This is a genomic window from Kurthia sibirica, from assembly GCF_003143975.1.
In the GTDB taxonomy this organism is placed as follows: Bacteria; Bacillota; Bacilli; order Bacillales_A; family Planococcaceae; genus Kurthia; species Kurthia sibirica.
In genome coordinates this window covers 57,162-77,674 of record NZ_QFVR01000012.1, presented here as the reverse complement: position 1 = coordinate 77,674, position 20,513 = coordinate 57,162, and the positions used below count along the sequence as shown (strand labels likewise).

Here is a 20,513-nt window from a genome sequence, read left to right as displayed (position 1 = left end):
CTCATCATGTCTAGCTTTTTACGACATGATCACAGTTGTTGGTGTATTTTGTATAATGATGTCAAAAAGCTAGTTATATTAATCGAATAAGCTGTTGTGCAGTGAATTTCGCAAGCTCATTTACGGACGTATTTTTTTCTACTAGCGATTGTGCATAAGCGGCATACATCGCCCAACTAATCATTGTAGCAGTCGTTGTTTGATAGCTGTTAGAAGGCAGTAAAGCAGCGATGAAATCTGTCATCATACGCTTGATGGTTTCCTCGACAAGTCTGTGAATGGACTGATAGCCTGTGTGGCATTGAGAAGCCATCTGATTATGGACATCAAAGATAGCAAGCATCATTTTTTCAAGTGTTTCTTCAGTTAATGCTTGATGACAAGAAAAGTGAGTCTGCATAATCATTTTTAATTGTGAGCCTAAAACAGTATCGAGCATCTCATATTTATCTAGGTAATGCGCGTAAAATGTTGCACGATTTACGCCAGCATTTTCCGTAATATCTTTGACGGTAATTTGCTCAAAACTCTTTTTACGAATCAATGTATTAAATGCACCATCGAGTAATTCTCGTGTTCGAATGGCTCGTGGATCAGTAATCTCTGACATATAGTGGACCTCCTTCACAACAATTCACATAGCGTGTTGCCTAAGCAACAAACGATGCATATTGTTCGTTGTTGTTTTCTTCATTAGCGTTTATACTTCAACTATACAACAACTGTTGTCTAGATGAAAGGGGCCAATTATCATGTTAAAACCAAATGAAATTCACACGATTCCACTACAACAAAGCGAGGGACGTGCAGTACGTTTAGTTTTAGATACAAGGGATTTACAAGCGAATGATCCGTTTGTTATTTTGGCAGATGATACATTTGCTCATAATACATTTGCAGATCATCCCCATAAGGGAATTCAAACGGTGACGTATGTGCTTGATGGTAGCTTGACACATTATGATAGTAAAACGGGGACAGGTGGCCGTTTATCAGAAGGTGATTTTCAAATAATGACAGCTGGACGAGGTATTATTCACAATGAAAACCCGGATCATGGTGAGGAAGCGCGTGTTATGCAATTATGGGTTAATTTATCAAGTGAGCATAAAAAAGTAGATGGCCAATACGAAGATTTAGCATTTAAAGATGTGCCTACAGCTAAGATAGAAGGCGGTTTACTAGAAGTATATGCTGGTAAAGTTGGAGAGTTGATCTCGCCTCTAAAACAATTTACGCCATTCACTTTTGCGGTCGTGACATTACAAGCAGGTGCGAGCTATCACTTGCCAGTACAAGCTGATTTTAGCAATAATGTCTACGTCTTAGAAGGTGATCTCAAAATTAGTGGAGAAAACGCTAGTAAATTTCAAGCAGCAACATTTGCTGTCAATGACGAAGCTACTACTATTAGTTTCGAAGCAAAAACGCCAGCGAAAATTGCCTATTTTGGAGGGCAGCCAATCCGTCAACCAATTGCTGCAAGAGGTCCATTTGTTATGAATACCAATGAAGAATTAAAAGAAGCATTTGCTGACTATCGTAATGGTCAATTTTTAGATGGTGCACCTTATTAATTTACCGTAACATGTAGCGTGATTATACGCTGCATGTTTTTTTGTCCTATTATAAATCACAGAAAGGGTGAGCAAATGATGTGTTCAATGGATATAGATTAATAGCGGGGGTAAAATATGCTCCGATGGCATAATGAAAAGATCATTGAATGAATTTCTTAAAAAAACTATACGAAAATGACAGCATCAAAATGAACAAAAAATAAAAATAATAGACGATTAGAAATTAGAATACGGCAATAAAATGACATCAACTAGCAAAATAATGATCAGGCGATTTGTTTGTTATGTTAGAATAATTAGAACAAAAAGAATATTCAGAAATAATACCCTATTACTCCGATATGTATGATATAGTGTATTAAATAATTCAATAACGTATAAGAAATGGTGCTTTTTTGAAAGCTTAAAAGGGAAGTTCGGTGAAACTCCGACGCTGTCCCGCAACTGTAAATCAATTGTAGTCGATTGATTAGCCAGATTACCTGCCAACTTCTAGTACAGCCAAAACCTACGTGGAAATAGGTGGTGATGCGTACGATGAATGTCTATAAAAAGAGATTGAATGATCTTTTTTGTATTCAACGAACCTCCCAGTCGTTTCCTTTAAAGGAAACGACTTTTTTGTTTTTGGATTATAAAAATATAATGGGGGTACGTTGTATGAATTTAGTAAAAACAGTCGTTGGTTATCCGTATATTGGAGATAATCGTCAGTGGAAACGTGTCGTAGAATCATTTTGGAAAGATGCTATTAGCGAAGAGGAATTTAGACAGCAAATGCATGATTTGCGCATAGCGTACTTAAAACGTCAGCAAGCTTTAGGCGTAGATTTGTTGACGGTTGGTGATTTTACATTATACGATCGCATATTAGATTTATCAGTGATGTTTGGTCTCGTGCCGGCACGTTATCATACACAGGGAAATCAGCCATCATTAGATACATATTATGCGATGGCTAGAGGTGCAAAAGATGTAGTAGCATGCGAAATGACCAAATGGTTCAATACAAATTATCACTATATTGTACCTGAATATGAAGAGGATGCTCTATCTTTTCAACATAACTACCTACTTGAGTACTTTGAAGAAGCAAAAAATGAGTTGGGTGTCATTACGAAGCCAACTTTAATCGGACCATATACTTTTTTAACATTAACAAAAGGATATAGCAAACAACAACGAGCGGCATATATTTTAGCGTTAATTCCACTATATGCACGAGTAATCAATGAGTTAACTGCAGCGGGCGCTACATGGATTCAGTTAGAGGAACCCGCATTAACAAAAACGTTAGCAGACGACGAAGTGAAGCTTGTCGAAGAAATATATCAACAATTAGCAGCTGAAACAACGGGTGCTCAATTGCTTATAGAAACATATTTTGAAGCATTGACGGCCTATGATCGACTTATTAAATTACCTGTTGCAGGTATTGGACTTGATTTTGTTCATGGAAAAAAAGAAAATATGGAAGCTATACGCAAATTTGGTTTCCCAACAGAAAAATTAATAGCGATTGGTTGTGTAAATGGGCGTGATATTTGGTCAGCAAATTTGGCGCAAGTAACTTCAGATGTCAAAACAGTATTGGCGTTAAGTGGTGTAGAGAATGCATGGATTCAATCTTCATGTAGTTTACAACATGTTCCGGTTACGACAGCTTCAGAACAAAAAATTGCAGTGGTTTTAAAAGAAGCCTTATCATTTGCTGATGAAAAAATCCAAGAAATTATTCAGATTGCCGATCATCTTGTAACAACTGATGAGGGTGCTAAACAGACTGTATCTCATAGTACGAACGCAATTGAGGCATTAGCAGCGGATGCTTCACGTCAAAATCAAAAAGTTAAACAATTAATTGAAGCGGTAACAGAACAACAATTTTCTCGTGAAACATCGTATGAAAACCGCCAAATAGCGCAACAAGAAGCTTTACAATTACCAGATTTTCCAACAACGACAATCGGAAGTTTCCCTCAATCAGCTGACGTGAAAAAAATGCGTGCACAATGGCGTAAAAAGGAAATAACAGATGAGCAATATGCTGATTTTGTAAAAAAAGAAACAGCGCGCTGGATTCACATTCAAGAAGAAATTGGTCTAGATGTTTTTGTCCACGGTGAATTTGAAAGAACGGATATGGTTGAATATTTTGGCGAAAAATTGACTGGTTTTGCTTTCACAGATAAAGCATGGGTTGTATCATATGGTTCACGTTGTGTGAAGCCGCCTATTATCTATGGTGATGTAGAGTGGACTGAAGCCATGACTGTCAAAGAAATCGTAAATGCCCAAAGCTTGACTAATAAGTATGTAAAGGGAATGTTGACAGGGCCGGTGACAATTTTGAATTGGTCCTTTGTGCGCGATGATATTCCACGCGAGCTAGTGGCCAATCAGATTGCCTTAGCGCTACGTCAAGAAATCGCTGCACTAGAAGAAGCGGGTATTGTTGTCATTCAAGTGGATGAACCGGCTTTACGTGAAGGCTTACCTTTGCGTCAAGAAAACAAAGATGATTATTTAAATTGGGCAGTGCGTGCATTTAAACTAGCTACATCATCTGTCTTACCAACGACACAAATTCATACACATATGTGCTATTGTGAATTTAATGATTTCATTGGACCAATTCGGGCATTGGATGCGGATGTTATTTCCTTAGAAACATCGCGTAGTCATGGTGAATTAATCGATTCATTACAAGAAAACCACTATGAACTAGGTATTGGTTTAGGCGTCTATGACATCCATAGTCCACGTATCCCAAAAATAGAAGAAATCACTGCTATATTAACAGATAGTTTACAAGTGATCGATCGCAAACAGTTTTGGGTCAATCCAGATTGTGGTTTAAAAACACGACAACAGTATGAAACGGTTGAGGCGTTGAAGAATATGGTGGCTGCTACACAAAAATTAAGACAACAAGTAAAAACGGTGAACTAATCGAGTGTTTTAGATGAGGGGCAAATAACAGAGAAATAACTCAAACCCGTAGGATGTTAAAAAATCATACGGGTTTTGTAGTGTTCAAGCTATTTTGATATAGATATTGTATACTAATAGACAGTAAAGGGTGATGGATATGATGCAATTAATCACAATGACAAAACAAGCTTTTGCTGATTATTTACCATTAGCAATTAGTCAATTTGCAGAAGAAAAAGTATTAGCAGGTAATTGGACTGCAAATGAATCAGTGCAGTTATCACAAGAGACATTTGCCAATTTATTGCCGAATGATGAGAATACAAAGGATCATCATCTATTTTCGATTCAACAAGATCTGTTGCTTGTTGGGATGATTTGGTTACATCAATCTTCGACGACAGCCAGCTTTATTTATGATTTCATCATTTTCGATGAATTTCAACGTAAGGGGTATGGAGAACAAGCGATGAAATTATTAGAGATAGAAGCAAGGAAGTTGGGAATTGAAGAAATTGGATTGCATGTCTTTGGACACAATAATGGAGCAATCAAACTCTATAACAAGCTTGGTTACATAACGACAAATATATCAATGACCAAAAAAATTTAAAATAGCATACAAGTTATCATCAATTAGAGTCTGAGACAAACGTATTTTCAACAGAGAAAATCCCGTATGATTTTTCGAAATCATATGGGATTATTCATTTCAATCTATTTCCGCTGTGAAAAAAGCTTTCCGCGGACATGGCTTCAAACGCCTTGTCACTGCATCCTGTGGTTTTCAACTCATGCTATTCCCACAGGAGTCATTTTCTGCGCGTTCGATTGATTTGATTATTCGTATTGAAGACATACGATTTTTGTTCTGTCCCAGGCTCTTCTTTTTTTTTGGGAAAATAGTGGTTGTTGTTCCTTGAAAAAGTTGTTAATATACTTAAAATACTATTTGAAATAAAAAATTAATATCATAAGGAGCAATAATGAAGAAAAAAATCTCATTTTCTACCTACGCAATTATTGGAACAATGTTATTTGGCATGTTTTTTGGTGCTGGAAATTTAATTTTCCCTATTCAGCTTGGTCAATTATCGGGAACAAATTTTTGGATGGCTTTAACCGGTTTTCTTGTAACAGCAATCGGTTTGCCATTCATGGGAATATTGGCTATTGGTTTATCGGGTAGCAATGGACTACGCGATTTAGGTAATCGTGTTCATCCAAAGTTTGGCCTTCTATTTTCATTTGCCCTCTATTTAACAATAGGTCCCTTTTTCGCCATCCCAAGAACGGCAACCGTCCCATTTACTGTGGGTATTGAGCCATTTATAGCGCCAGAAAATATGACGTTTGTATTAGCATTATTTAGTTTTATATTCTTTTTAATCGTTTATTATTTTTCTTTAAATCCTGCAAAAATTATGGATTATATCGGTAAATATTTAACACCTGCATTTTTATTATTTCTTTTTGTATTGATTATTACAAGCATAGTAAAGCCGATGGGGAATTTTCAAAATCCGATGGGGGATTATGTCAATCAAGCTTTTATGACAGGTTTTAAAGAAGGGTATAACACGATGGATGCGCTTGCCTCTTTGGCATTTGGGATTGTCGTGATCAATGCTATTAAGCGTCAGGGTATTACTTCGACTAAAGACATTGCCAACGCCACTTGGAAGGCTGGTATATTCGCTATGGCTCTCATGACCGTTATTTATACATGCATAACATATATGGGCGCATCGAGTCTATCTGCTGTCGGCAGTTTTGAAAACGGTGGCTTAATATTTGCTGCAGTCGCGAAGCACTTCTTTGGTCCATTGGGTGGTCTATTATTAGCAATAATTATTATATTAGCCTGTCTGAAAACAAGCATTGGTTTAATCACTTCATGTAGTGAATTTTTCCACGAAATCTATCCTAAGATTAGCTATAAGTGGTTTGTCTTTTTATTGAGCTTTGTTTCTTTTGCAATCGCGAATGTGGGTTTGAGTAATATGATTAAATTTGCTGTGCCTGTTTTAATGTTCTTATATCCACTAGCGATTGTATTAATTTTATTAACATTGCTATCACCACTTTTCAAAGGGCGACAAAGAATTTATAGTGGTGCGATATTCTTCACATTTTTCGTAAGTATAATTGATGGATACAATGCTTTAGTACTCAGTGTTCCCCAAGCAAGTATGGCATTCTTAACGAATATATCAACTTTTTATGAAACGATTCTTCCATTCTATTCAATTGGTTTAGGATGGATTGTACCAGCAGTTATTGGTGGGATTATGGGTGCTATTTTCAAATGAAGTAAATTAATTATATTTGAGAGATACCTTTATTTTTCAATATTTATTTGCATGATCAGAGTAAAAATCCATTCCAGTAAACTGTATAATCTGATAGGATGAGAGGACAAAACCAGTGAAAGAGGTCCTGTATGTCATGCGGATTTTTAATTTATTTTTACAAAAATGGATGCCGATTCTAACACCGTTGAGTCTTATATTAGGTGTATTATTGAAGGATATCGGTCATCAATTATTATTTCTAATACCATTGATTTTTGCTTTTATGACGTTTGCTAGTAGCCTAAACATGACATTCGGAGATGTGAAAGGTGTCCGAAAACATCCTAAATTAATCCTAATGAGCATTGCTTTTTTACATATACTGATGCCAATATGGGCATATTTTTTATCCGTTGTTATTTTTGATGATCATTTATTGACAATTGGTTTTATGCTGTCTGTTGCGGTACCAACAGGTGTTACGAGTGTTATTTGGGTGAATATTAGCAAAGGTAACTTACCTCTATGTTTGTCAATTATACTGATTGACACGTTGTTAGCACCATTTATAATGCCGTTTTTATTGAAAATAATTGCAGGTCAGTCGATTCATTTTGATACGACATCACTTATTTTCGATTTATTATGGATGATTGTTGTACCATCTATTTTAGGAATCCTGTTAAATGAGTTGTCAAAAGGGAAAATTCAAAAGCGTTGGGGCCCATTATTAGCACCTTTTTCAAAACTGAGTATTTTTGCCATCGTTATGATTAATAGTAGTGTCATCGCACCGTATTTATTAACGGTCAATGGTGAGTTATTTATCGTCATAATCGTTGTGTTTTGTCTCGCTTTTTCAGGTTATGCATTCGCTTTGTTAATGGGTCACTTTTTATGGAAAAATACAACAGATATCGCCACTTTTCTTTTTACTGGGGGTATGAGAAATATTGCTGTGGGTGTTGTTATTGCCACTACTTATTTTCCAGCTAAAGTAGCTATGCCCATCGTATTTGGCATGTTATTTCAGCAAGTATTAGCTGCTATTTTTTATAGAATTTTTGAGAAATATCAAAAAAATAAATCAATAAAAGTCGCAACAATGTAATACTTTCAGCGTCCTATTAATTACTCATTATATTCTTGAAAAAAGAGTTGTCTCAAAAGGGCAACTCTTTTCATTGCGTCAAAGTGCGCTTAACGTATAAACTTGCATATAGAAGGTAATAATCATAAAGGTGGAAAAAATAGTGAAGGCTTTGTTCATATTGTTTCAGCAGAATCGTTTGTATAACATTATTTTGGCTTTAGTAGCAGTATTATTTTTCTCGACGTTCTATTTAGTCATTTTACATTCGACTTATTCTACGAATGAAGCGAAGGGTGGTACATCATTTAATGGCATGAATCGCTATAGTTTGTCCGTTTTAAAAAACGATGCGACAATCGAGCAATTACACAATTTTGACGAGCAGCTGAAAAGTTCCAATAAAGCTACGCCGTATGTAGCCAAGAATGTAGATATGTACATTAGTCAGTTTTCTGGGGGAGAAGATTTTACACCACTGAAGAAAAAAGAAAAGGCAGGAGCTTCCCCTGTGCTTGGCATACAAGTTAATGAATATGCCCAAAAATTAAATTCGTTTGAATTAGATTCTGGTCGATTTTTTACGGCGAAGGAATTTCAAGATTATTCACCAGATCAACCATTGCCAGTGGTTTTAGGTAGTAGCTTTTTTAATTTATATGATGTAGGTCAATCTTTAACAATCGAGGTATTCGATACGAAGGTGAAAGCGAAAATCATTGGGTTTTTAGCTTCAAGTCAAACAATCGTAACGGCTGAACTAGCACAGCAAGGTTTGAGTCATGCCGTCTTATTCCCTACACAACATTATGCACAAACACCTGCTGAAACGGATACATTCGCTCATGCATCGCTTATGAATTCAGCTAACTCTATGTTATTATCAACAGCTTCGAAAATTGGTATTCGGGATGTTATGACAGAGATTTCAACAAAAGCGAACTTTTGGTCGGTTGCAATTGTTGGAGCAGGTGGAAATGTGGTTAATATTTTTAATAGTATTGTGAAGGCAAATTCAACATTTATTTGGGGACTATTTCTCGCGATATCAATAGGTAGTGCCATTGCTTTATTCGTCTTACAACCACTGCGTAATAAACGACAACAAACCATTTTTACGATACTCGTCCTTTCGGGAATGAGGAAACGTGAACTATTTAAATATGTGCGTATCGAATGGCTAATCATGATTACACTTGGTTGGTTAATACCACTTATACCATTCTTTATCGTGTCACAAATGGCAATCCTACAGCTGGTGTTTTACGTATTTGGTAGCCTCGTTCTAGTGCTGTTATTGATGATTATCTTAAAAAATAGAACGACTATACAAGAGGTGGTGGGCCGATGACAAAAATCAATTTAAATAATGTTCAGGTAACACCATATAAAAATAAAGTAACATTGGTCGTTGAAAAAGGTGAGTTTTTAGCTATTTCTGGCGAGCATAAAAAAGTATTATTAGAAATTATTGTTGGATTAAGGGAGATAGAGTCTGGCACCTATCATCTGGACTACCATCGTAATGAAACGAAGGATTTAGATGATTTATCGGCAATGAGACAAGAAAAAATTGGTTATGTACCATATGAAATGTATTTGTTGCCAAGTATGACTTTTATACAAAATATTGAAATGCCCTATTATTTTCAATCATCTGCAAGTCGTATGGATGCGACAAAACATCAACGTTTAGAGCAGCAGTGCAGATTATTTGGCGTACAGTCATTATTGGCTAACAAGGCATCTACCCTTACGTATGCACAACAAAGGTATATGGTTATTTTACGAGCCTTATTAAATTCACCGGCCATTCTTGTTTTAGACGAGCCTTTTAAAGGGCTTAATGATGAAGAAATCACCTCGATTATACGCTTTTTACGTCTGTTGAAAAATGATGGAGTCACTATTATTATAGGCTTGTCTGATGAACATCTGATGACACAATGTGATCGTCACTATACAATTGATTTTATTGAAAAAAACGCTGAAGCTAACTAAAGCTAACTTTTTTTGGGTAGTAATAGTTAAAGAGGTGATGATATGGAACGTGATTTGTTAATGAATGCGATCATCAATTATTCAGATTGGTGTGAGGCAATCAGTAAAACACATAGAATTCCCACGCAAAAAGATGACATGATTTGGTTTGCCAACACCTCCATGCCAAGTTATTTTCCAGATATTATTTCATTGGTAAAAGAAGCAACTTTACCTGATTTAATCGCTACGGCAAATACAATATTTGATAGTTTTAATCAGTTTTCCGTACCCGATTTTTCAACTATTTTTCATGCGCAATGGATTACTTCATCCTCCGTTGTGCCATATAGTGGCGACTGGCGGTGGATTCATGATGAAGAAGGACTAGAGAATTGGTCGCAAAAAGCGGCTTTACAAAGTATTGTTTTGCCAACCATCTTAGAAGATCAACATGCGCTGTTTTTTTATAAAGACGATTTTGGTGGTTTCGCAGCCTATCATAGTCATGATGTCATGGGCATTACAGCGGTTTTTGGTGACAAGTTAGTACGCCAAGAAATCCCCGCAGTATTGGCTAATTTTTTCCCTGATTTTCCAGTTGTCGGTTTTGATGCAGGTGAAGGTTTAAACAATGCACTGCATAGTGGATGGACAGCGTTAGGACCATTAAATGTTTGGACGAGAAACCGCTGAATTTTCATAGCGGTTTTTTTAATAAAATAAATATTTAAAAAATTCAGTTTTGTGGTATAATCATAGTTATTTTAAAAAAGGACAGGAGAGACGACAATGAAATCAAAAAATGTAAAAATAGTAGACTGTACGATTAGAGACGGTGGATTAGTAAATAATTGGGATTTTAGCGTTGATTTCGTACGTGATACTTATGAGGCACTAAACGCTGCTGGCGTCGACTATATGGAAATCGGCTATAAGAACTCACCGAAGCTAGTCGACGCTGAAAATTGTGGTCCATGGCGCTTTTGTGAGGATGACTTCATCAAAGAAGTTATCCCAGAAATCAAAGGAACTAAATTATCAGCAATCGTAGATATCGGTCGCGTCGATCCTACAGATTTCCTTCATAGTGATGATAGTCCTTTTTCAATGATTCGCGTAGCTTGCTATTTAAAAGATGTCGACAAAGCGATTGATTTAGTTACGAGCTTCAACGAACTTGGCTATAAAACGGCTATCAATATTATGGCCGTATCAAACTCTATTAATTCACATTTGATCGATGCATTGCAAAAAATCAATGAAAGTCCTGCGGATATCGCATACATCGTTGATTCGTTTGGTAGCTTGTTCAACCGTGATATCGAACATTTAACATCATTATTTAAAGAGCATGCACCATCTAAAAAATTAGGTATTCATACACATAATAATTTGCAGATGGCATTTTCAAATACCTTACATGGAATTGAGCTAGGTATTGAATATTTAGATACCTCTGTCTTTGGTATGGGGCGTGGTGCAGGAAACTGTCAAACAGAGTTAATACTCGGCCACTTAACAGCATCAAAATATGATATGAAACCTATCTTAAAACTCATTGATGAACGTTTCGTACCTCTACGTAAAGAAGTAGAATGGGGTTACAATACAGCCTACGCACTAACTGGGCTGTTCAATGAACACCCGCGCAGTGCAATTGCCATGCGTAAAACAGAGGATAAAGATAATTTTTTGGGTTTTTACAACAAATTAACGAGCGTCGAATCACATCTAGACATTAAATAAGACCTTCAAGTAGTTGTCTCACTATAAATCAAGCGTTCTATAACAAATAACAAGATAGAAATCTACTTAGTTGAATGATTTCTTATCGCGCCAATTTGTTGGAAAACGCTTGATTTATTGCGGAGACAATTTTTTATTTTCTGTAATAAGATGTTAATAATATCTAGTTTAGGGAATAGATACATCATGTTATTTGTCAGAAAGAATGGAGTGAAGTGAATGTATGATTGGTTGGAAAGGCAGCAATTATTTCCTCTCGAAGCAAACTTAGAAATTGAAGAATTTAGAGCGAAAAAACTCAAGTTACCACTAGATGTAAAACGAAAATATTCGGTATTAACCCAGTTTTATTGTTTGGCAGCATTCGATAGTGAGCAAAGTACGGTTTTACATTTATCAATTCAAGACAATCCATCCTCTGCACTGATTGAAGAATTATTATTACATTTCAAAGAAGTGAGGATTTTTCATCATGAAGATCAGCCGTTTGAGTTAATGTTACAATATGTGCGCCCCTCATCCATCACAGAAATACTGAGCAGACCATTGAATCCAATAATTGAAGATTTATTTGGTAGAAAATCACGTGAAATAGATCGCTCTTGGTTTCCACAACGGGGTGTTTTTGAGGTGAAATCAGAACTATTAGAAAATTATTATGATGAAGAATTTGAACGTTTATTGTCTCAATTACGTCAATTTAATACGACGAGTATTGTTATGAACACCTTGTTAAATGATAAACGCAAAAATTCCATTGCTTTTCGTTGTTTGAGTCATGCTAGCCAAAAACTTGAACTGACAGTTAATGAAAATAATCATATTACATTATTAACATTTAAATAATAAAAGCTGGAAATCCCTGTTGATTTCCAGCTTTTTACTGTAAGCGATTGAAGACCTTATTCGGCATAGCCCTTTGTTCCACCACGACCGAGGATACGATATAATTGCCCTTTAAAACGAGTTTCAAATAGACGTCCTTCGTCATTTTTTGTGGACTCTTGAACGTCACTAAACGCTTTTTTCCTTGTGGTGTGACCCCGTTTGTTTCGTAATAGTAGTGATTCGTAGTAGCCTGTTGAATCCCATCGTCGGCATGGATGCCTATATAGACGATTTCTTTTTTGACCCATGGTAGATAGCGATCTCCAAAAATTACATATGTACTGCCAAAAATAACGGCTATGACACAGCTAGACATGAATAAAAATTTGAATAGACGTTTCAATTTACTGACATCCTTTCTTGATAGAATCATCATATCGAAAAAAGAATGAAAGAAAAAAGGTCTCGGTCTGTAGTTTTACCTCAGACCTGAGACCTAGACAATCTGTAGTTGGCTACAGACATCATGAATAGCAGCTTGTTCTTCCGCAGAATATAATGATGAAAATTCTAATGGGAACTGGGCTTGCTGTTGTTCTAATTCTTCAAATGATATCGTCTGTAATAGCACGGTACCTTCTATAGTTAATGCTGCGTTTTTTGCTCGGTTTTCACATATATAAGCAGTTGCTTCGTCTATGTTCTCAACAAAACCTTGTGGAGCAAAATATCCTGCAGATGTAGAAATGACAAAGAAATGCAACGAGTCATCCACAATATTCACCCTCTTTTCTAAAAAACTGACGAAACTTAGTCTATAAAAAAAACGTATTATTTGCAAACTTTTAAACTCGACAAATGATTGTTTTTTTTGAAAAAAGACTATATAAACTGGTATAACAAGGTTTATAGTAGAAAATTTTTTTCTCTAGATCATAGGAGCGATAAGTTTTATCATATCGTAAAGAGCATCATATAGCTATACTATTTATATAAAACAAGCGGAGGTTAAACTTGATGAAATTTTTAGCACCGAGACCATTTCAAATTACAGCAGGAAAAAAAGCGGTCTTATTATTACATTCATTTACAGGTTCAACGATTGATCTACGTAAACTGGGGAAATTTTTAGCAAAAAACAGTTATAGTGTCTATGCACCTATGTATAGTGGTCATGGTCAAGCAGCAGAAGAATTACTACGATATGGACCAGCGCAGTGGTGGGCAGATGTGCAAGCTGCATATGAACATTTAGAGGATGAAGGATTTGAAGAAATTGCCGTTGTAGGAATTTCTCTAGGTGCTATTTTAGCATTGAAAACAGCCTATGAACTTTCACCAGTTGGTCTGGTTACAATGTCTATTCCGTTAGCGCGGGATGAAGTAATATTACGTAAGCGTGTCGTTCATTATGCGAAAAATCATATGCAATATGAGGACAAAACACCGTTAGAAAGGCAGCAAGCACTTATGGATTTAAAGGCTGCTAAAATGGAAATCATTCCGCAATTTACAAGATTTATCGATGAACAGTTAGCAAATTTAGCAGAAATTAATATACCAATTCTAACGATGTATGGTGAGCAAGATGATATTCTTTATAAGGAAAGTGCACACTATATCATCAATAATAGTTCATCACAACGAACGATACTACGTCATTATAAAGAGGCAGGTCATCTTCTGACAATGAGCGCAGATCAGGATGCAGTTAATGAAGATATTTTACAATTTTTAAATAGTTTGCAATGGAAAAATAATAGGTGACAAACAATTGTTTAGAAAAAAAGAATTTTGTTATTGTAATGTAATCCTTTTATTTGTTAAAATTAAATATGATTACCATAAATGTTATTATTTAAAAACGGGGTGTAAAAATGACAACAACAGTCAGAATTATGACAAAAGATGATATATCGATCGTGCGTAAGATTGCGATTGAAAGCTGGCATTCTGCATATGAAAATATAATACCCATACAAGTACAAGATGACTTTTTAGCGATGGCTTATAGCAAAGATGTTCTCGAAAAAAGAGTAGAATCAACACCATTCTATGTCGTAGAAACAGTAGAGGAAGTCATCGGTTTTGCAAATTTTTCACAACCTAAAGCCAATGGTGCATTGGAGTTATCAGCTATTTATATTTTGCCGTCTGAACAAAATAGTGGGGCAGGTACACAGTTGTTAGAATATGGCATAAAAAATCTTCAACCACAAAAAATATATATTAGTGTAGAAACAGATAATGAGAGTGCAATAAATTTTTATAAAGCAAAAAAATTTATGATGATTGACGAGTACGATGAACTATTTCATACTCATGTGTTAAAGACAACTCGTATGTGTTTAACTCTTTAAAAATAACTGAAAGAAGTGATTATGACTAGATGCAAGCTATGTTATTATTCATTATTGCTGGTTTAGCTGAAATTGGTGGTGGCTATTTAATTTGGCAATGGTTAAGAGAAGGGAAAGGCCTGTCTCTTGGCGTCTTTGGAGGGATTTTACTCATTGCATATGGAATTATTGCGACCTATCAATCATTTCCGACATTTGGTCGTGTATATGCAGCATATGGTGGGGTATTCATCGTGATGTCGGTATTATGGGGATGGGGCATCGACCGAAAAATGCCAGATCTTTATGATTTTATTGGTGCAGGTGTTTGTATAATTGGTGTTGTGATTATTTTATTTGCACCAAGACACTAAAAAGAGCTCAGATCGAGCGGATGTTTAATCCCCTGCGATCTGAGCTCCTTTTTTAATGTGGAAACGCACTTCAAAAGTGGTTGCTACATGTGGTGTAGAGGTTACATGAATGACGCCATCATGTAACTCAATAATTTTTTTAGCGATGGATAAACCAAGACCGTTACCACCTAATGTATGATTTCTTGACGCATCGGCTTTATAAAAACGTTCAAAAACATAAGGAAGTTCGCTTGAGGAAATACCAGAGCCATTATCGGTAATGTGGATAACTATTTCTTCGTTTGCATTTCTAAAGTTGTGGATAACTATTTTTCCGTTATTTGGCGTGAATTTCGTCGCATTGTGGATAATATTAATGAAAACTTGACTCATAAGATCCTTATCTGCATAAATAGTCATTTTTTCAAGCTGTAAATCAAGTTCAATTTCTTTGTTAGACCATGCGGGTTCCGTTGCAAGTAAACAATCTTGTAATTGCTGATCCAAGCGGTAGGTTGTTTTTTCAAAAGGATGTTGCTCAGATTCTAAAGACGTTAATTTTAATAAATTATCACTTAATTTTGATAGACGATGGCTTTCTACTTCAATTATATTTAAATAATGTAGTCGGCTTTCTTCTGATAAATCAGCAGCTCTTAAAACCTGTGCAAAACCTTTAATGGATGTTAAAGGTGTTTGGATTTCATGGGAAACATTGGAGATGAATTCCTGTCGCATGGTCTCCATCTGTTGTAAATTAGATGTCATATCGTTAAATTGTTCAATAATGGACCTAAATTCAGAACGTGTAGTATCTGGGGTCGCTAGTTTGACGGAAAAATCTCCATTCGAAATTTTCCTGAGTGCAGCGATTATTTCTAAATAGACATGTAATTGTTTTTTCTTTGAGAAGAAATGAATAATCATAGCGGTCGTGAACATAATGCTTAAGCCTAAAAAAAGAGTTAGTAAAAATATAATGAATGGTGCGGCCTTTACATGTAATAAAGAAATAAGCCAATAGGACAGTGACATAGAGGCGACAAAGAAAAAAAGCATTTGTAGAAAACCAAAAAGCATTTTAAGCTTATTTTTCATTAGGTGTAAACTCCAATCGATAACCTAGACGCCAAATGGTCGCGATTTTAAAACCGACTTGTGCTTCTGAAAAACGTTCACGTAAACGTTTAATATGCACATCAATCGTTCGTTCATCACCTTCATAGTCGTATCCCCAAATATCTTCTATTAGTTGGGCACGTGAAAATGTTTTATTTGGATAACTAGCAAACTTGAACAGTAATTCAAATTCCTTTTGAGGAATTTGAATCGTATTATTGCCAAGTTGAATGCTATTGGAATGATGATCAAGCGTTAAATAGCCAACAGTTACTTGCTGAGAACTAGCAATTTTATAGCGTTTCAATAATGCTTTGATCCGCATAACAACTTCGATAGGTTCGAAAGGTTTTGTTAAATAATCATCTATACCAAGCGAGAAACCACGTACTTTTTGCGCAGTTTCACCTTTAGCAGTCAGCATGAGTAAAGGAATATCACTATAGCTTCGAATGGCTTCAACAAGTTCCCAACCATCCATTTCTGGCATCATGACATCTATGATAGCAGCGTCAATTTTTTGTATATCCAGTTTTTCAAGGGCGACTACACCATTTTCTGCCTGTATAATTTGATACCCCTCTGCCGATAAAAAAAGCTGTAAAAGTTCTCTAATATTATCATCATCATCAACAATCAATAATGTTGTCATAGATTCCACTCCCTTTTAAGACATCTCTATGCGACTATGCAGTTGTTGATCGGTGAATTCTTTGTAGAGTGCATGGGTATGGTATAGTTCTTCATGTACACCAGAACCAGTTATTTCACCGTGTTCTAGGAAAATGATTTTATCTGAATTAATAATAGTCGAAAGTCGATGAGCGATGACAATTGTTGTACGACCAGACATTAATTGTTCGAGCGCTAATTGGACAACTTTTTCAGATTTACTATCTAAACTTGATGTCGCTTCATCAAGCATGAGAATTTTCGGATTACGTAAAAATGCTCGAGCAATCGCTAGACGTTGGCGTTGACCACCCGAAAGCTTCATACCCCGTTCGCCTACTTCCGTATAGATACCATTTTCAAGATTAGTAATAAACTGATCAGCGTAAGCCATTTTAATAACCGTATCAATTTCCTGATCCGTTACTTCATATTCTAAACCATAAACAATATTGTCACGAATCGTACCTGCTATAATGGGACTTTCCTGTGATACATAGCCAATTTTGCTACGCCAAGATAATAATGAGAAGTCTTGAATCGATTGATTACCCAATAAAATATCGCCAGATTGTGGCGTATAGAAGCGTTCAAATAATGAAAATAACGTTGTTTTACCACTTCCACTTGGCCCGACAATAGCTGTTACTTTACCAGGTTCAATTTCAAAGTTAATATTTTTCAATATGGGTGTATCTTCTTTATAAGCGTAATGTACATTTTTTACTGTAATTACTTGTTCCATATTGTGTACTTCTTGTGTACCATCTAATTCTGAATCGGCATCCATGATTTCAATAATGCGTTCTGTTGCACCTGACGCTTTTTGAAATTGAGTGAAGAAATCAGCAATTTGAGCAATCGGCATAATAATTTGAAATAAATACATGATGAATGCAACTAAAGAACCAGCAGATAATGCTCCAGAAGAAACACGCATCCCACCATAACCAAGTAGGACAACCAATAAAACCATCATAACAAGATTCATTATAGGTCCTACTAATGAATTGATTTTCGCTTCACGCAAACCAAAGATAAAAAGGTTATGAATGCCTTTGCGACCATTTTCTTCTTCTATTTTTTCAGAATTCGATGATTTTACTAAACGAATTTCTGATAAAACCTGCGTTAATAATGCGGTGAATTTACCAGTTTCAGTTTGTGTTTCTTTTGAAATCGAGAACATTCTTCTACCAAGTGGTACGAGTACAAGTGCCGCCAATGGAAATGCGACAAACATCGCAGCCGTCATGCGCCAATCTAGCATGAATAACACGATTACTGCACCAATGATTGAAATAATACCAGCGATAAAATTGGCTGTATGGTCAGAAATTAGTGTTTTTACAATAGTCGTATCATTGGTCATACGGCTAACTGTTTCACCTGACGGATGTTCGTCAAAATAATCAATCGGTAATACTAATAGTTTTTTCCATAATTTTTGTCGGATACCGGCTACAATTGTTTGGCCGATACGATTGAGTAAATAGATGGAAAAACCAGAAGCAAGTGCTTGGAGTAAAATAGCGCCTACTAAAATGCTGATCGTTGAGGCGGTAATCGAGTTGACAGTAAAATCATTGATTAGATTTTTTGTAAATAACGGAACCATTAATGCTACGGCGGTTGAACCTAAAGTGAGGAGCAAGGCAATACCAATTAATAGTTTCGGTGGCTTTGTTTCTTTTAAGAGTCGTAGGAATCGCTTCCAACCTTTTTCTTTTTTCAAATTAATTCTTCCTTTCAAAGCAATCTTCAGTACATGAAATGAGTATATAGACTACTTATGAATTAATTATGAACTAACAAATACTAAAAAAGCGAATAAAAAAAGCAAAGCTCATTACAGCTTTGCTTAGAAAATATTATTTTAAAAAGTTAGGATCTAAAAATGCAGGGTTTGGATATTTGTAGAAACCTTCACCTGTAGCAACACCCATTTTACCTTTATCAATAAAATCTTCTTTTAATTTTTTAGCAATTTTTGCAGCACCGGGATCTTTTGCAGCAGCATTAGATACAATATTATATGCTGTTTGCAGACCAACGACATCTAGAATGCCAAATGGTCCTTGAGGAGCTCCTGTGGCAATCATCCATGTTTTATCGATTGTTTCAGGGTCGGCAATATCATTGGCATATAAATATTGGCCGGCATTTAATAATGGGACTAATAATGTGTTTAAAATATAACCCGGTTGTTCTTTTTTAATATGCAAGGCTACCATGCCAATTGCTTTAGCAAACGCGATAACATCTTCTTCTACCGCTGGATTTGTACCATCATGACCCATTATTTCAGCCGTATTATTTTTCCAAATCTCATTGGCAAAATGAAGGGCAAGAAATTTCTCTGGGCGTCCTGTATATTGACGGAATTGACTAGGGACCATCGTAGAAGAGTTTGTAGCGAAAATTGTTTTTTCAGGTGCAACTTTAGCTAATCCTTCATAAAAGCTCGCTTTAATTTCCATTTTTTCTGGAACTGCTTCTATCACTAAATCTGCATCTGCAACAGCTAAACGAAGATCAGTGAAAAAGCTTAATCTCTCTAAAGTTGCTTGAATATCTGAGTCAGTTGCGGATACAGCGACTTTATATGTTTCAGCAAGCTGTGCCACACGATCTTTTGCAGCATCAATTGCTTGATCATTAATATCATAAATACTTACATTAAAACCTTTAAAAGCAGTTTGAAAAGCAATTTGACTACCGAGTACACCGCTACCAGCGACAGTTACATTTTTAAAATTCATTAAAAAACACTCCTTCAAATTATAGTTAATTACTATATTCCATTCCCATAATAGGTGAAAAATAATCAGGTAATAAAAGTAATCTGAAGTGAGTATAGCGTATTTTCATTAAAAAAGATAGTGAGTACTCACTTTAAAAGGATTTTTTTGATGATCACTTAAAGGGGAATATAACCATTTAATATGGTATAATTAACTAGATAAAGTAATTAGTGGATTGTTTCTATAGCAAGGTTTCAAGGTGTTTTTTGTCATAAAATATAATTGAAAATTTTTGACATAAATACGATTGACGTTGAAATACCTCACTTTCTCATGCAGATTTTTAGACAAATTATTGGGAATAGTATATACTAATGTTAATAATGAAATTGGCTCAGCGTATACAATACATTCATCTGTTCAAGAGACTTGTATAAATACGGTCTCAGTGATCAGGTGTTTTTTTTATTCCGGTTGAACAATACTATTATTGAATTCATTAATAGGAGGTCATTTAAAATGACACAAGGTACAGTAAAATGGTTTAACGCAGAAAAAGGTTTTGGCTTCATCGAAGTTGAAGGCGGAAACGACGTATTCGTACATTTCTCAGCTATCCAAGGCGAAGGATTCAAAACTTTAGACGAAGGTCAAAAAGTTGAATTTGAAGTTGAAGAAGGTAACCGCGGACCACAAGCTACTAACGTAACTAAACTTTAATCATAAGGTTTAAAACAATAGGAGTCGTCTTTACGACATTTGTGGTAAAAAGGGTAAGGTCTATATGACCTTACCCTTTTTCGAATGTAAAAATGTATTTATATACAT

At 35.5% G+C, this 20,513-nt stretch carries 21 protein-coding genes and 1 riboswitch; of the genes, 14 read left to right on the top strand and 7 right to left on the bottom strand.

Annotated elements, in window-relative coordinates; translation table 11 throughout:
- Window positions 1–73 precede the first annotated feature (73 nt).
- On the bottom strand, window positions 74–610 hold the full coding sequence (locus tag DEX24_RS10205) for a TetR family transcriptional regulator (RefSeq protein ID WP_109306333.1): 537 nt from the start codon (window positions 608–610) through the stop codon (window positions 74–76).
- Window positions 611–752: 142 nt separating this feature from the next.
- Between DEX24_RS10205 and DEX24_RS10200 the strand changes: the two genes are divergently transcribed.
- The 10 genes from DEX24_RS10200 (at window position 753) to DEX24_RS10155 (ending at window position 12,473) form a co-directional block, all read left to right on the top strand.
- The gene (locus DEX24_RS10200; protein ID WP_109306332.1) at window positions 753–1,577 is read left to right on the top strand and encodes a pirin family protein; all 825 of its coding nucleotides are present in this window, start codon (window positions 753–755) and stop codon (window positions 1,575–1,577) included.
- A gap of 371 nt (window positions 1,578–1,948) precedes the next feature.
- Window positions 1,949–2,084, top strand: a riboswitch (cobalamin riboswitch).
- Window positions 2,085–2,240: 156 nt separating this feature from the next.
- Window positions 2,241–4,532 (top strand): 5-methyltetrahydropteroyltriglutamate--homocysteine S-methyltransferase, encoded by a 2,292-nt coding sequence (metE, locus tag DEX24_RS10195; protein WP_109306331.1) that lies wholly within the window; start codon window positions 2,241–2,243, stop codon window positions 4,530–4,532.
- 142 nt (window positions 4,533–4,674) lie between these two features.
- Complete coding sequence (locus tag DEX24_RS10190; RefSeq protein WP_246131409.1) at window positions 4,675–5,127, top strand: GNAT family N-acetyltransferase; 453 nt, start codon at window positions 4,675–4,677, stop codon at window positions 5,125–5,127.
- A gap of 373 nt (window positions 5,128–5,500) precedes the next feature.
- On the top strand, window positions 5,501–6,826 hold the full coding sequence (gene brnQ / locus DEX24_RS10185) for a branched-chain amino acid transport system II carrier protein (protein ID WP_109306329.1): 1,326 nt from the start codon (window positions 5,501–5,503) through the stop codon (window positions 6,824–6,826).
- Window positions 6,827–6,962: 136 nt separating this feature from the next.
- On the top strand, window positions 6,963–7,919 hold the full coding sequence (locus DEX24_RS10180; RefSeq protein WP_109306328.1) for a bile acid:sodium symporter family protein: 957 nt from the start codon (window positions 6,963–6,965) through the stop codon (window positions 7,917–7,919).
- A 142-nt stretch (window positions 7,920–8,061) separates the two neighbouring features.
- A complete protein-coding gene (locus DEX24_RS10175) occupies window positions 8,062–9,249 on the top strand; it encodes an ABC transporter permease (RefSeq protein WP_109306327.1) in 1,188 nt (395 codons plus the stop codon).
- Window positions 9,246–9,899 carry an ATP-binding cassette domain-containing protein gene (locus tag DEX24_RS10170; protein WP_109306326.1) on the top strand — a complete coding sequence of 218 codons (654 nt, stop codon included), beginning with the start codon at window positions 9,246–9,248 and terminating at the stop codon, window positions 9,897–9,899. The genes DEX24_RS10175 and DEX24_RS10170 overlap by 4 nt, the downstream gene beginning before the upstream one ends.
- 42 nt (window positions 9,900–9,941) lie before the next feature.
- On the top strand, window positions 9,942–10,574 hold the full coding sequence (locus DEX24_RS10165) for a hypothetical protein (RefSeq protein ID WP_109306325.1): 633 nt from the start codon (window positions 9,942–9,944) through the stop codon (window positions 10,572–10,574).
- Between the two features lie 96 nt (window positions 10,575–10,670).
- Window positions 10,671–11,627 (top strand): aldolase catalytic domain-containing protein, encoded by a 957-nt coding sequence (locus DEX24_RS10160; RefSeq protein ID WP_109306324.1) that lies wholly within the window; start codon window positions 10,671–10,673, stop codon window positions 11,625–11,627.
- Between the two features lie 219 nt (window positions 11,628–11,846).
- Window positions 11,847–12,473, top strand: a complete 627-nt coding sequence (locus DEX24_RS10155; RefSeq protein WP_109306323.1) for a hypothetical protein — start codon at window positions 11,847–11,849, stop codon at window positions 12,471–12,473.
- A gap of 34 nt (window positions 12,474–12,507) precedes the next feature.
- Here the strand turns inward: DEX24_RS10155 and DEX24_RS10150 are convergent, their stop codons facing one another.
- Window positions 12,508–12,858 carry a YxeA family protein gene (locus tag DEX24_RS10150; protein ID WP_170112911.1) on the bottom strand — a complete coding sequence of 117 codons (351 nt, stop codon included), beginning with the start codon at window positions 12,856–12,858 and terminating at the stop codon, window positions 12,508–12,510.
- 93 nt (window positions 12,859–12,951) lie between these two features.
- The gene (locus DEX24_RS10145; protein WP_109306321.1) at window positions 12,952–13,230 is read right to left on the bottom strand and encodes a hypothetical protein; all 279 of its coding nucleotides are present in this window, start codon (window positions 13,228–13,230) and stop codon (window positions 12,952–12,954) included.
- A 242-nt stretch (window positions 13,231–13,472) separates the two neighbouring features.
- Between DEX24_RS10145 and DEX24_RS10140 the strand changes: the two genes are divergently transcribed.
- The 3 genes from DEX24_RS10140 to DEX24_RS10130 all read left to right on the top strand — a co-directional run bounded on the left by DEX24_RS10140 (window position 13,473) and on the right by DEX24_RS10130 (window position 15,168).
- Window positions 13,473–14,222 carry an alpha/beta hydrolase gene (locus DEX24_RS10140; RefSeq protein ID WP_109306320.1) on the top strand — a complete coding sequence of 250 codons (750 nt, stop codon included), beginning with the start codon at window positions 13,473–13,475 and terminating at the stop codon, window positions 14,220–14,222.
- Between the two features lie 110 nt (window positions 14,223–14,332).
- Window positions 14,333–14,815, top strand: a complete 483-nt coding sequence (locus DEX24_RS10135; protein WP_109306319.1) for a GNAT family N-acetyltransferase — start codon at window positions 14,333–14,335, stop codon at window positions 14,813–14,815.
- Window positions 14,816–14,844: 29 nt separating this feature from the next.
- Window positions 14,845–15,168: a YnfA family protein gene (locus tag DEX24_RS10130; protein ID WP_109306318.1), complete on the top strand. Its 324-nt coding sequence runs from the start codon at window positions 14,845–14,847 to the stop codon at window positions 15,166–15,168.
- 24 nt (window positions 15,169–15,192) lie between these two features.
- On the opposite strand, the gene DEX24_RS10125 is transcribed toward DEX24_RS10130, so the two are convergent.
- The 4 genes from DEX24_RS10125 to DEX24_RS10110 form a co-directional block, all read right to left on the bottom strand.
- Window positions 15,193–16,248: a sensor histidine kinase gene (locus tag DEX24_RS10125; RefSeq protein WP_109306317.1), complete on the bottom strand. Its 1,056-nt coding sequence runs from the start codon at window positions 16,246–16,248 to the stop codon at window positions 15,193–15,195.
- Window positions 16,238–16,921, bottom strand: a complete 684-nt coding sequence (locus DEX24_RS10120) for a response regulator transcription factor (protein ID WP_109306316.1) — start codon at window positions 16,919–16,921, stop codon at window positions 16,238–16,240. Before DEX24_RS10120 ends, DEX24_RS10125 begins: the two co-directional genes overlap by 11 nt.
- 15 nt (window positions 16,922–16,936) lie before the next feature.
- A complete protein-coding gene (locus DEX24_RS10115) occupies window positions 16,937–18,694 on the bottom strand; it encodes an ABC transporter ATP-binding protein (protein WP_109306315.1) in 1,758 nt (585 codons plus the stop codon).
- 118 nt (window positions 18,695–18,812) lie between these two features.
- Window positions 18,813–19,703 (bottom strand): 3-hydroxyacyl-CoA dehydrogenase, encoded by an 891-nt coding sequence (locus DEX24_RS10110; RefSeq protein WP_109306314.1) that lies wholly within the window; start codon window positions 19,701–19,703, stop codon window positions 18,813–18,815.
- Window positions 19,704–20,204: 501 nt separating this feature from the next.
- On the opposite strand from DEX24_RS10110, the gene DEX24_RS10105 reads away from it, so the two are divergent.
- Window positions 20,205–20,405: a cold-shock protein gene (locus DEX24_RS10105; RefSeq protein ID WP_109306313.1), complete on the top strand. Its 201-nt coding sequence runs from the start codon at window positions 20,205–20,207 to the stop codon at window positions 20,403–20,405.
- The last annotated feature ends 108 nt before the right edge of the window (window positions 20,406–20,513 follow it).

Bases quoted from the DNA above. Each gene is read 5' to 3' on its own strand.
- DEX24_RS10160 (WP_109306324.1), top strand. From the start codon at position 10,671: ATGAAATCAAAAAATGTAAAAATAGTAGACTGTACGATTAGAGACGGT.
- DEX24_RS10165 (WP_109306325.1), top strand. From the start codon at position 9,942: ATGGAACGTGATTTGTTAATGAATGCGATCATCAATTATTCAGATTGG.
- DEX24_RS10140 (WP_109306320.1), top strand. From the start codon at position 13,473: ATGAAATTTTTAGCACCGAGACCATTTCAAATTACAGCAGGAAAAAAA.
- metE (WP_109306331.1), top strand. From the start codon at position 2,241: ATGAATTTAGTAAAAACAGTCGTTGGTTATCCGTATATTGGAGATAAT.
- brnQ (WP_109306329.1), top strand. From the start codon at position 5,501: ATGAAGAAAAAAATCTCATTTTCTACCTACGCAATTATTGGAACAATG.
- DEX24_RS10125 (WP_109306317.1), bottom strand. From the start codon at position 16,248: ATGAAAAATAAGCTTAAAATGCTTTTTGGTTTTCTACAAATGCTTTTT.
- DEX24_RS10110 (WP_109306314.1), bottom strand. From the start codon at position 19,703: ATGAATTTTAAAAATGTAACTGTCGCTGGTAGCGGTGTACTCGGTAGT.
- DEX24_RS10155 (WP_109306323.1), top strand. From the start codon at position 11,847: ATGTATGATTGGTTGGAAAGGCAGCAATTATTTCCTCTCGAAGCAAAC.
- DEX24_RS10105 (WP_109306313.1), top strand. From the start codon at position 20,205: ATGACACAAGGTACAGTAAAATGGTTTAACGCAGAAAAAGGTTTTGGC.
- DEX24_RS10130 (WP_109306318.1), top strand. From the start codon at position 14,845: ATGCAAGCTATGTTATTATTCATTATTGCTGGTTTAGCTGAAATTGGT.
- DEX24_RS10180 (WP_109306328.1), top strand. From the start codon at position 6,963: ATGCGGATTTTTAATTTATTTTTACAAAAATGGATGCCGATTCTAACA.
- DEX24_RS10190 (WP_246131409.1), top strand. From the start codon at position 4,675: ATGCAATTAATCACAATGACAAAACAAGCTTTTGCTGATTATTTACCA.
- DEX24_RS10170 (WP_109306326.1), top strand. From the start codon at position 9,246: ATGACAAAAATCAATTTAAATAATGTTCAGGTAACACCATATAAAAAT.
- DEX24_RS10120 (WP_109306316.1), bottom strand. From the start codon at position 16,921: ATGACAACATTATTGATTGTTGATGATGATGATAATATTAGAGAACTT.
- DEX24_RS10205 (WP_109306333.1), bottom strand. From the start codon at position 610: ATGTCAGAGATTACTGATCCACGAGCCATTCGAACACGAGAATTACTC.
- DEX24_RS10135 (WP_109306319.1), top strand. From the start codon at position 14,333: ATGACAACAACAGTCAGAATTATGACAAAAGATGATATATCGATCGTG.
- DEX24_RS10200 (WP_109306332.1), top strand. From the start codon at position 753: ATGTTAAAACCAAATGAAATTCACACGATTCCACTACAACAAAGCGAG.